Here is a 12,483-nt window from a genome sequence, read left to right on the forward strand (position 1 = left end):
TTCTTTCTAATTCTACTGTTTGGTTACCTGATACATATATAACTCGTGTAATGCTCTTGTTGCACAGATATATTTTGCCTGGTTCTGCATCGGATTTTCAATATCCCGGAAGACTCCGAATACCTGATCGAATTCCAGTCCTTTCGCAAGATAATAGGTTGTGACGGTAAGCCCTTTTTTGAATGCAGAACTGTTGCGGTCAATATAGTGCACTTCTTCGCCGCGGGCTTTTAACATCTGATACAATGTGAACGCTTCTGCTTCCGTCATGGTAATAATGGCAGCAGTCTCATACTCGTCTTCTCCAAGTTTTGCTTTTAAAAAGATCTCATCCAGCACAGCATCTTCATTTTGGAAATTCTCTTCAATGACTTCTTTTCCATGACGCTTTAAAAGTTCCACGTCTTTTACACCGGTTAGTTTTTCAGCGTATCTGGCAATCTCCATCGTATTTCTGTAACTTTTATTCATTACAATCTTATGGATCTTCTGATCGAACACCCCCGGAAGGAACTGTAATACATCTCGCATCTGTTCATCCAGTGTCTGGGCCTTATCGCCGAGGATTGTCATCCGGCATTTGAAGATCTGATTCAGGATCACATACTGCAGATAAGAATAATCCTGCATTTCATCAATGACCAGATGCTTGATGTGATTATGCACAACTTTTCCGGTCAGACGGTACTTCAGATATAACACCGGAAATACATCTTCGTATTCCAGCTTGCGCTTTTCGTATTCGACATCCGGAAGTGCCGGATACCCGCATTCTTCCAGAAGCCATCCATATATCTTATAGATATCTTTTGTCACATACATCTTGTCAAACTTATTCTGTACGATCAGAAGTTCCTCTTCGCTAAGGTCACGTCCAAGTAATGTCTCATATTCATCCACACAATAATCCCGGATCGCATCCATACGGCTAAGCAACGGGGCATTCTGGAACTTGAAATAAAACAGATTAATAAGCTCTTCTTCCGTCTTTTGAATTCCTTTATATTCAATCGTTCGAAAATCCATCAGTTCATCTTCCAGGCTTGCGAGAAATCCTTCCATCATTCCGACAAAGCCTTCCGACTGTTTTTCTTCAAAGCGTTCTGTCAGGTACAGATCCTGAAGCTTCATGTTCCTCTCCAGCTGGTCATAACGGTCTTCGCAGTCCGGAACGATTTCCTTCAATTCGCGGTATGCAAACAGATCAAAACTCATCTCCTGAATATTTTCCTCGCCCAGTTCCGGAAGAATATGAGAAATATAGTCCGAAAAAACACTGTTGGGAGAAAGGATCAGTATATTAGAGGATTTTAAATGTTCTCTGTCGTGATACAACAGGTATGCGATCCTGTGTAATGCAACGGAAGTCTTGCCGCTTCCGGCTGCCCCCTGAATTGCAAGGATCCGATCCTGTGTATTACGAATGATGGCATTCTGTTCTTTCTGGATCGTACGTACGATATTTTTCAGCTGCACATCACTGTTGGTTCCCAGTTCCTGTTTTAAAATATCGTCATCAATCTTGGTATCGCTTTCAAATGCATAGACCATTTTTCCATTTTTTACTTTATACTGCCATTTGGCGGCAATTTCGCCTTCGATAAGTCCGGCGGGAGCTTTATAAGAACCCGGTCCTTTATCATAATCGTAAAACAATCCGCTGACAGGTGCTCTCCAGTCATAGATCAAAGGCAACATACCTGTACGCTCTGCAAAATTGCCGATACCGATATAAAAAATCTCCGGCTCTTCTTCCCCATCATAGATAAAATCTACACGTCCAAAAAATGGGGCTTCCAACATCTTACGGAGACGATGTCTCATCTTCTGCTTTTCCTGATTATCATTTACCTGATGTAAAAGTGCTTGTTGGTTATCGTAATTCTCATAACCATATTCGTCCATCTCAGTGTAATTCTCCCAGTAGTATTCGTTCATACTCTGAATGTCTTTCTGTCCGGCTTCAATGGATGCATCTACTTCTGTCAGCCGTGTACGGATCTTCTCCGTTACTTTATTTAAAAATATCTTTCCGTCTTTCAAATCTAATTCTGTCATAATCTCCAACCTGTCTTTTTGTTTTATCCTTACTTGTCAGCAGGACTGATTTTATAATTATTTTCAGTATTTAAATATGTCTTACAATCATAACACATACAGCTGTTTTTATTCAAGTACGGATACAGCATCAAAAAAGAGATACACACAAGATTTTTTCTTATGCATATCTCTTTTATCATATATTCATATCTGAATACTTATAGAATCTTTTATCCTGTGGAGAATTAAGCATTCTTCTTAGACAGATATTCGTGGATACCTTTTGCACCTGCTTTACCTGCACCCATAGCAAGAATTACAGTTGCAGCACCTGTTACGGCATCGCCGCCTGCGAATACGGCAGCTTTTGAAGTCTGTCCGTTCTCTTCTTCTGCTACGATACATTTTCTCTTGTTCGTCTCAAGACCCTTTGTTGTAGAAGAAATCAATGGGTTTGGAGAGGTTCCAAGGGACATGATAACAGTGTCTAATTCAATCTCATATTCAGATCCAGGAATTTCGATCGGACGTCTTCTTCCGGAAGCATCCGGCTCACCAAGTTCCATCTTGATCACTTTCATACCTTTTACCCATCCGTTTTCATCGACAAGGATTTCTTTTGGATTGGTAAGGAGGTCGAACTGAACACCTTCTTCTTTTGCATGATGTACTTCTTCTACTCGTGCAGGAAGTTCTGCTTCGCTTCGACGGTATACGATATGTACTTCTGCACCAAGACGAAGTGCTGTTCTGGCAGCATCCATAGCAACATTACCGCCACCAACAACGGCAACTTTCTTACCGGCTGCGATCGGTGTATCATAAGAATCATCGAATGCTTTCATCAGGTTACTTCTTGTCAAGTATTCATTTGCTGAGAATACTCCGTTGGCTGTCTCGCCAGGAATTCCCATGAACATCGGAAGACCTGCTCCGGAACCGATGAATACAGCTTCAAAATCTTCCTCTTCCATCAACTGGTCGATGGTTGTAGATTTACCGATAACAACGTTTGTCTCGAATTTAACACCAAGCTCTTTGACTTTTTCGATTTCTTTCTTAACAACTTTCTGCTTTGGAAGACGGAATTCAGGAATACCATATACCAGAACACCACCAAGTTCATGCAGTGCTTCGAATACAGTTACTTCGTATCCGAGTTTTGCAAGGTCGCCGGCACAGGTAAGTCCTGACGGACCGGAACCGATGACTGCTACTTTATGTCCGTTTGTCTTTTCCGGTTTTTCCGGTTTGATATCATTTTCCAGTGCATAATCTGCGACAAATCTTTCCAGTTTACCGATAGATACTGCATCACCTTTGATACCACGAACACACTTGCTCTCGCACTGTGACTCCTGTGGACATACACGTCCGCAGATAGCCGGAAGTGCAGAAGACTGACCGATCACTTTGTAAGCCTCTTCGATATTGCCTTCTTTGATCTCTGCGATAAATGCAGGTATGTTAATGGATACAGGACATCCCTGGATACATCTTGCATTCTTACAGTTCAGACATCTGGTTGCTTCTTCCATTGCTTCTTCTTTATTATATCCGTAACATACTTCTTCAAAATTCGTAGCACGAACCTTTGGCTCCTGTTCTCTTACAGGAACTTTCTTTAATACATCTGCCATTACTCGTCACCTCCGCACTGACCACATCCGCCATGATGTGTGTCACCTTCCTGTAATTTCAGCATTGCACGGCCTTCCTGGGTCTTGTACATCTGCTGTCTCTTCATAGCCTCATCGAAGTTGACAAGGTGTCCGTCAAATTCTGGACCATCTACGCATGCGAACTTGATCTCATCTCCTACATGCAGACGACAGGCTCCGCACATACCCGTTCCATCTACCATGATCGGATTCATACTTACAACAGTAGGGATTCCCAGTTTCTTTGTAAGGAGACATACGAATTTCATCATGATCATTGGTCCGATTGCGATACATACGTCATATTTGTTTCCTTTTTCCACCAGTTCTTCTACCATTGTTGTTACCATTCCGGCATGACCGTAAGAACCATCATCTGTACATGGATAATAATTTCCAGATACTGCTTCCATCTCTTTTTCCAGGATCAGCATGTCCTTTGTCTTGGAACCGATGATAACATCAGCATCAACACCGTGTTCATGGAGCCATTTCACCTGTGGATATACAGGTGCTGCTCCGACACCGCCTCCGACAAACAGGATCTTTTTCTTCTTCAGTTCTTCGATATCTTCCTCTACGAGTTCTGAAGCATTTCCCAACGGACCTGTGAAATCGCGGAAATAATCTCCTGTTTTTAATTCTTTCATCTTGGTTGTGGATGCTCCGACCGGCTGGAATACGATTGTGATCGTTCCGGCTTCTCTGTCATAATCACAGATTGTGAGAGGGATTCTTTCCCCTTTTTCATCCATCTTTACAATGACAAACTGTCCCGGTTCACAATGTCTTGCTACACGAGGAGCTTCTACATCCATCAGAAAGATGTTAGCAGTTAATTGTTCTGCTTTTAAAATTTTGTACATCTTATTTCCTCCTAATTCCCAATATTACTATTATCATAATACGGCTTGTTCTATTTCGCAAGTAAAACCATATTTTTCAAAAAATGTCGATAAAATTGTTCAAGATTCGCTCTGTTGTATATGGAATAGATTTTAATTTTTATACCAAAGTACGCAAAATGGCTGCCACATAAACCTATGTGACAGCCGCCGTTATCTGATTTTTGTTATTTAAAAATCAACTTCTGTTCCATAATATGTACATGTAAATAATTTAGCCATGGTTGCAGGATCAATTGCTCTTGGGTTAGATCCTGTACAGGCATCACCAACTGCAAGTTCTGCAATCTTATCCAGTTTTTCTTTAAACTCATCTTCGTTAATGCCGAACTCTTTCAGAGTCTTAGGAATATTCATCTTCGCATTGAACTCGTCAATCTTTGCACATAAGCTGTTGATCAGAGCTTTTTCAGATGTTCCAGGAAGTCCCATTCTGCGTGCAATCTCTGCATAACGAGATGCAGCTACTTTATCTTTTGCATTGTATTTGATTACATATGGCAGATAGATCGCATTGGCACATCCGTGAGGAATATGTCCGGTTGAGAATGCTGCACCTGTCTTATGAGCCATAGAATGTACGATTCCAAGTAATGCATTCGAGAATGCCATTCCTGCAAGACATTGTGCATAGTGCATCTGCTCTCTTGCTTCCATGTTAAGGTTATAAGATGCTGGCAGATAATCCAGAACCATCTCGATTGCCTGTAATGCAAGTGGATCTGTAAATGGACAGTTCAGTGTTGATACATAAGCCTCGATTGCATGTGTCAGTGCATCCATTCCTGTATAAGCAACCTGTTTCTGAGGAAGTCCTGCTACCAGTTCCGGATCAACGATTGCAACATCTGGTGTGATATTAAAGTCTGCCAGAGGATATTTGATTCCTGTATTGTAATCTGTGATTACGGAGAATGCTGTTACTTCTGTTGCAGTTCCTGATGTAGATGGGATAGCTGCAAATTTCGCTTTCTGACGAAGTTCAGGGAAACTGAATGGCGTGATGATATTCTCAAATGTCTCATCCGGATACTCATAGAATACCCACATAGCTTTAGCCGCATCGATTGGAGATCCACCGCCCATTGCTACGATCCAGTCAGGCTCGAATTCCTGCATTACTTTTGCGCCCTTCATAACAGTCTCTACAGACGGATCCGGTTCTACACCTTCAATCAGTTTGACTTCCATTCCGCCTTCTTTCAGGTAGTTCACTGCTTTGTCCAGGAATCCCTGACGCTTCATAGATCCGCCGCCAACTACGAGGACAGCTTTTTTACCTTTCAGATTCTTTAATTCGGATAAACATCCTTTTCCGTGATAAACATCTCTTGGTAATGTAAATCTTGCCATTTCAAACACGCTCCTTTTTATGTAGTTGATACATTGCGTATTCTGATAATTTTTCATCAACAATGTATCGTTAATCTTTTAACACGATTGTACTACTAAAAATTCGTTTTTTCAAGTGTTTGAACTATTAAATTTTAATATATTTATATGTATCGGTTTGAAAATTATTTATTTATATGCGTTTTCTATAAAATTTCTGAATATATAGAGGAGTTCCAAATAATATTTTTTTCTTCCACATCTAAAGTTTGTTAAAAATATTGCGTTTTTCTATTTGTATTTACTTTTATTTATTTTTTTGGGAAGATCACTTCGCAATTTCTTTTATTATTTTTTCTACTTCGGAAATATCAATCTCCAGCATTTCTGCAATTTGTTCGATTGAGAATTTATTAGATAATTTCTTTACAAGTTCTGTTTTTTCCTTCAATCTTCCGATTTGTTCACCCTCAGCAATTCCTGCCTGTTTTATTAGTATCTTTTCTTCCCATGTCTGCATATATTTCACCTCTGCCTTTTCACTCGCTTTGATCTGACAAACTCGTCTATGCATCTCTTGAATCCGCTTACTTTTACACTCCCTTGATTGTTCCTTCTGCAATTCATCTCCCACCTATAGAGGACGGAGAATTCTTGCTATATTTTGTTAAATTTTAAATTCCTTTAATAATTTTTCCTGATAACTACTGTCCGATGTTGCTTTAGTTAAATCATCAAATCGACCTTGTTCAATTAGCTTCTGATTCAATCGGTTAATTCGCTCAAGACCAATTCGTTCACCTTCCTGTTTTATGAGTATCTTTTCTTCCCATGTCTGCATATATTTCACCTCTGCCTTTTCACTTGCTTTAATCTGACAAACTCGTCTATGCATCTCTTGAATCCGTTTACTTTCACATGCCTCTGATATTTCATCCGTACTGTGTTCCATATATTTCAAAAGTTCTATTAACTCTGGTGACACCAGCTCCGGATGTTTGCCTCTGGTATTCAGAAATATCCTTGTTGCTCCATCATCCAGTTTCAGTTCTGGAACCTCTTCACACTTCATCTGAAAGGTATAACGATATAATCCATATCCGAACAAGTCAAATGGCATAATCAGCACAATCAAAACTTCATTCAATAAATTGAAATCAACAACTCCCGGCGGCAGCAGTTTACTGTCGATGATTCCCTGATACAGCCGGCTTCTTTTCGGAAGATTATGCGTATTCTCTTTTTGAGCCTCTACTTCATATATCACATCATCTTCATCTATCGCATAGACATCCAGCCGGATCTGCCGATTATCCGTAGATGTTCTCTGTTCTTTTTCTGTTTGCGGTGGATGTTTCAGATTTGTATTCTGACTCAGTATGATATCCAACATCGTCTTTACATTTTCCGGATCATCCATCGCTTCATCGAACAGAAATTTATCCAGCAAGTTTAATTCTTTTAATGATTTTCTTTGGTTCATAAGCAGTTCTCCTCTCTTGTACAGATATAATACCTGCAAAGAAGAACTGTTTAGCTTTATGCATATGATAACACAGAATTTATATATACACCAGTATATACCGTCATCTTCTTTCATCAAGCATGTATTTATCTGTTTTTTATGATTTTCATCTTGGATTCTTACCCGATTGTTTAGGTTTGAAGTAAATGAATTGGTAAATCTAGATGCATTGCAGATACTAGAATTCATCTGCGTGCCGATAGAATAACATGCCTGATTTTTATTTTCAATATGAAATTTAAAAATGTCAATTTTTTGTGAATCTTTTACAGCTCTTTCATCTTTCCGAGAATCTCCTGATAAAACGCCTCCTGATCCCCACTATTCTTTAAATCCTCCAATATCACTCCATCTTTCAATAGAATCAACCGACTGCAATAGCTTGCCATTTGCGGGTCATGTGTTACCATGACAATCGTCTTCCCGAATTCCTGATTAATGTAGGACAATGTATGGATAACCTGTTTGGATGAATTAGAATCAAGGTTCCCGGTCGGCTCATCTGCAAGTATCAATTCTGGATTTTCTGCCATTGCTCTGCAAATCGCCGTTCTCTGTTTCTCACCTCCAGACAGTTCGTAAGGTTTTTTATCTAACAGCTTGTAAATTCCAAGTTTTTCTGCCATAGTTTCTGCAGTTTTAGAACTTTCCACAGGATCATCTTCATTTAATATCAATGGCATCATAATATTCTCACGAACAGTTAAGCTATTCATCAAGTAAAAATCCTGAAAAACAAACGCCAGTTGCGTCCGGCGTATTTCTGCCAGATGATCTCCATAAATTTCTGTTGTATCTTCGCCGTTATAGAGCACTTTTCCGCCATTTGGCTTATTAAGCATTCCGATAGTTTTCAAAAGTGTGGTTTTCCCACATCCGGAACTTCCCATAATACCAATAAATTCCCCTCGTTTTACCTGAAATGAAATTCCTCTTAGCACAGAATAAACCTTTGTTTCTCCGTCCGGCATGACTGTTGAATAGCTTCTTTCCAGATTATCAATTTCTAATATATTTTCTTTATTCATCCTTATTTCTCCTCTCACTGCGCTTAAATGAACGCCATGCTGCAATTCTTACGATTATCATAATAATAGCGGTCATACCTATAATCATTACTGCGGCTTCTGCCAGATAAATCTTTGTCCAATATACCGGCATTTTCTTATATAATATTTTCACCAATATCATTACTGCCGCTATAAACATTCCGGTTATCAGGGCAACTTTGGATGTCATGGTTATTTCTTTATAAATATTTTTTCTTCGCTTTTTCTCTGGCATTCCTGTGCGGTAATAGAATAAATACTTCCATTCCAGTGCTTCGTAATCACTGGATATTTTCTCTAGTAAGATAAAGATTATGCTGATAAATAATACAAGCATATCAATCAACATCGCACTTACATTTAACATCCGGTTTTCCTGATCTTCTATTGTGCACTGTTTTTTATCATAGATCAGATTTCCGTCATGATAATCAAAGAAATTAATCTGTGAATGTTTTGCTGCATAATTAGTTATTTTATTTACAACAGCATCATAATTCTGTGGTACGTTCATTACTACTGTAAGGTTTGACCCTTTGGCTTTTTGACTGATCTTATCATATTCATGATCTGAAAATACAATTATATCTTCAAACACATCCGTATTCATATTGCTGGTACTCAAAACCCTTGTTTTAAAATTCCCGGTAATGATTCTTCTGTCGTTTCCCTTAATTGTATATTTTCTTGTAAATTTATTACCTGGTAATGTTCTCGCAGTATAAATCCAGATATCTGCAGTAGCGCATCCGGTGTATAATCTTGGTTTCAGCTTTCCGAAATCCAGACCAATTGTTCCATATTCGCTTCGGTCCCATTGGTATACAACGTATATTTCATCATTTTTTAAATGAACCTGCTTTCCTGTAAGGCGTTTATATTCTGTTGCAGAAATTCCAGTATGTTCTGCACAGTTTCCTGAAGTCACTCTGATAGATGGAATGAATTCTGTCTGAACATTATACTTTTCTTTTAACTTTTCGATAAATGCTTTATCTTTTGTATTGGCACCCCAGACTATGTCATACGGATAATTTTCCGGCTGCCTTACAGGAAGATTGTCTACCAATACAATATTAAATCCAAACAGAATAACAATCAGAAAAGCACTGACAATATAACTGATATTGGCATGACTGAAAAACTGATCATACCAGTTATCGAGCCAAAGGATTTTTTTATAATATTTATTCTTTTGTTTTCTTAATTTTTCAAGATATAATCTACAGCCAAATAAAGTAAAAATAACTGCCGTTATGATTCCCAGAGCTGTCGGAATCGTATATCCGATTTGTCCCCAATATGTAACAATAGAAACTAATGTAAGAATAAATACTGCAACTCCTATAAGACAAAATAGCAGTGTATTCTTACTTGCTCTGTTATGATTACTTCCTCCCGATACTATATGGTCAATTCCGATACAGGCAATATACTGATCACAAAAGGCGAAGCCGATTCCAAACATGATTACGCTGATAATTAGTGTGAGAATTAACGGTGATATTCCCAAATATATGTTGCTTACATAATTTTGAAAAATATTTTCCAGTATCTTTTTTACGATCATTGCTTCCAATATTCCAAGAATCACCCCTCCTGCAATTGATCCTAAAATGATTCCGAGATATTCACAGCCAATATACATATATCTGTGTTTCTTTTTGATTCCCAATATATTAAGCATTGCATAATCGCCGGATCGTTTACGAATATAGCCGAATATAATTAAAATCATGAGAAAGATCAGTAACACATACGGCAAAATAAAATTCTTTTCAACTTCCATTACTAATTCTGTCATAGTTGCCCGTCGTCCCGTTGATATATAAACAAGACTGCTGCCAACAGACGTAGAAAAAAATACGACCGATATACAGAAGATTCCACTTAAAATAACTCTTATGTAATCCTTTTTCCTTTCTCCCAGCAGTTTAAAAAATATTTTTTTCAACATACTTTTCATCCCCCTATCCTTATCAGTTATTATAGATAGAAATCATAAATATCAGATGATCTTCATATACCTTATATTCGAAGATTCCATCATACTTTTTTACAATATCCTGTATATTCTTCATTCCATATCCATGAAGTCCATTATCTTTTTTATTTGAAACAAATTCTTTTTGAATTTGTTTCGGCATTTCCTCTAATGCATTTGCAATTTCAATATATAACAATAGATTTTTCTTTTTTATCTTAATCTTTATCCAACGCTCTTTATCATTGATTTTCTCACAGGCTTCCAACGCATTATCCAATAGATTCCCGAAAAGGGATATGATTTCCCGGTCTGTAAAAGGGAGTGTAGAAAAGACTTCTGTATCAATCTGCATAACGGTATTTTGATTCTGTGCATCCTTTTCCTTTTGGTTTAAGATCATATCCAGCATATGATTTCCAGTCCAGACATGAAAATTATATTCCATCATATCATCACTAAGTTCATTCAGATATTCATGCAATCCGGGCCAGTTCTGCTCTTGATCATAGTTCTTGAGCGCCAGAATATGGTTCTTCATATCATGAACCACTTTTCGGCTTTTTAACATTTCTTGATAGCGTTCTTCCAAAATCTTGACTTTCGTTTGTAATGCATGCTTTTCCTGTTCCTCTAATTGAGATATTAATATCTGATGTTCTGCTTCCCATGTATCCAGCATTGCATCAATTAATTTGTCAGTAAAATATTATATGCGTATTTTTATATCGCATTCAAAATTTGACACAACAAACCTCGTCTGAGCCTTTCTTCTAAATTCTTTTGTTCACATACCTTACAAATAATTTCTGCACAACTATCTGAATAATTATATAAATTCCAACGAGCTTAAGCCAGTAGATCCAAAAAGTGGTTGATATTTTTTCACCCATCGCATCATACCAATGTAAATAAGTCATTACATATAAAAGAGCTAAACAAATACCTGTACCTAATGCTATATTTGCTACGCTGCAAATCTCAAAACTTAAGATCTTCTTTTGCTCTTTTTGTTTCATGCCCATAGAATGAAAAAATTCATAACGTCTTTGATAAGAAGACATTTCGGCCAGATTTTTAACAACCATAATAAAAACACCACTGATTAAAAGGGTTATCAGAATAAACAGCTTGCTAAAAAGCAAAAATATATTACTTATTTTCTGTTCTTTTAAAAACACAGTCTTATTATAACATATAGCATGTGGCGAATGACTGTCATCTGGTTGGAATACAGTAATTCCTTCTTTATCTGCGTGATCTTTTATCTCTTTCCATGCCATCTGCTCTTTTGTTTTTGGAAAAGAAAATGCTTCTAACATTGAAACTTCTTCATCATCTGCTGCCTGTTTTTTCCATTGTTTATCAAAATATTCATCCGAAAATATAACTGTATCTTCACACCCTTCACCGGCATCTTCTGGTACGAATTTTCCAAATACGTTTTGTGTATGAATTTCTTTTATCCTATACTGATAATTCGCATCTTTTAAAATATTGGAAGATTCAAATTCCTTTTTATTCGGATTAAATTTACCAATATACAGCCATCCAAATAAATCATAAAGAACCTTATCAGTTACTTTTTCTTCCCTTTGATAATTCTGGTCCTCAATTCCTATAACAATTTCTTTCCCAGACAAACCATAAGCCTTCCCTGTTAGTTCTTTATATGTGGATTCGGATATTCCAATTTCTTCCTGTGAATAAAACATTGTTGCCCGGATCATCGGAATATGTTTAACTGTCCCATTATATTTTTCGGCTATTTTTTCACTGTATTTTTCATCGTTCTGGCGTGCCATCCAGATTATATCATAAGGATAATTACTATTTGTCTTGTCAAGAGGCAGAATCTCTACTATTTGTGTACCGATATAAGAAAGAGCAAAAAAATGTATTACAAATAACATCAGAATAATTAATATATTACTTTGATATTTACTATCAAGTTGATTGATTTTCAATGCATACCGAAAGTAAAAAG

At 37.4% G+C, this 12,483-nt stretch carries 10 protein-coding genes; all 10 read right to left on the reverse strand.

Annotated elements, in window-relative coordinates:
* Positions 1–12: 12 nt before the first annotated feature.
* Positions 13–2,058: a HelD family protein gene (locus OCV72_RS13075; protein WP_055284262.1), complete on the reverse strand. Its 2,046-nt coding sequence runs from the start codon at positions 2,056–2,058 to the stop codon at positions 13–15.
* A 227-nt stretch (positions 2,059–2,285) separates the two neighbouring features.
* Positions 2,286–3,680 (reverse strand): NADPH-dependent glutamate synthase, encoded by a 1,395-nt coding sequence (gltA, locus tag OCV72_RS13080; RefSeq protein WP_055181773.1) that lies wholly within the window; start codon positions 3,678–3,680, stop codon positions 2,286–2,288.
* Complete coding sequence (locus OCV72_RS13085; RefSeq protein ID WP_055284263.1) at positions 3,680–4,567, reverse strand: sulfide/dihydroorotate dehydrogenase-like FAD/NAD-binding protein; 888 nt, start codon at positions 4,565–4,567, stop codon at positions 3,680–3,682. Before OCV72_RS13085 ends, gltA begins: the two co-directional genes overlap by 1 nt.
* Positions 4,568–4,777: 210 nt before the next feature.
* Entirely contained in the window at positions 4,778–5,959 is a 1,182-nt protein-coding gene (locus OCV72_RS13090; protein ID WP_055284264.1) for an iron-containing alcohol dehydrogenase, read from the reverse strand.
* Positions 5,960–6,266: 307 nt separating this feature from the next.
* Positions 6,267–6,458, reverse strand: coding sequence for a hypothetical protein (locus tag OCV72_RS13095; protein WP_242859267.1), 192 nt, complete (start codon positions 6,456–6,458; stop codon positions 6,267–6,269).
* Between the two features lie 147 nt (positions 6,459–6,605).
* Positions 6,606–7,421, reverse strand: coding sequence for an Rpn family recombination-promoting nuclease/putative transposase (locus OCV72_RS13100; RefSeq protein WP_055284266.1), 816 nt, complete (start codon positions 7,419–7,421; stop codon positions 6,606–6,608).
* Between the two features lie 308 nt (positions 7,422–7,729).
* On the reverse strand, positions 7,730–8,491 hold the full coding sequence (locus OCV72_RS13105; protein WP_055284267.1) for an ABC transporter ATP-binding protein: 762 nt from the start codon (positions 8,489–8,491) through the stop codon (positions 7,730–7,732).
* Positions 8,484–10,316 carry an ABC transporter permease family protein gene (locus OCV72_RS13110; protein WP_155515237.1) on the reverse strand — a complete coding sequence of 611 codons (1,833 nt, stop codon included), beginning with the start codon at positions 10,314–10,316 and terminating at the stop codon, positions 8,484–8,486. Before OCV72_RS13110 ends, OCV72_RS13105 begins: the two co-directional genes overlap by 8 nt.
* Positions 10,317–10,491: 175 nt before the next feature.
* Positions 10,492–11,037 carry a GHKL domain-containing protein gene (locus OCV72_RS13115; protein ID WP_242859268.1) on the reverse strand — a complete coding sequence of 182 codons (546 nt, stop codon included), beginning with the start codon at positions 11,035–11,037 and terminating at the stop codon, positions 10,492–10,494.
* Positions 11,038–11,269: 232 nt separating this feature from the next.
* Positions 11,270–12,483 (reverse strand): hypothetical protein (locus OCV72_RS13120; RefSeq protein ID WP_172677229.1); only part of this gene is annotated, 1,214 nt, incomplete at its 5' end.

Source organism: Dorea amylophila, from assembly GCF_025567265.1.
GTDB lineage: Bacteria > Bacillota > Clostridia > Lachnospirales > Lachnospiraceae > Dorea_A > Dorea_A amylophila.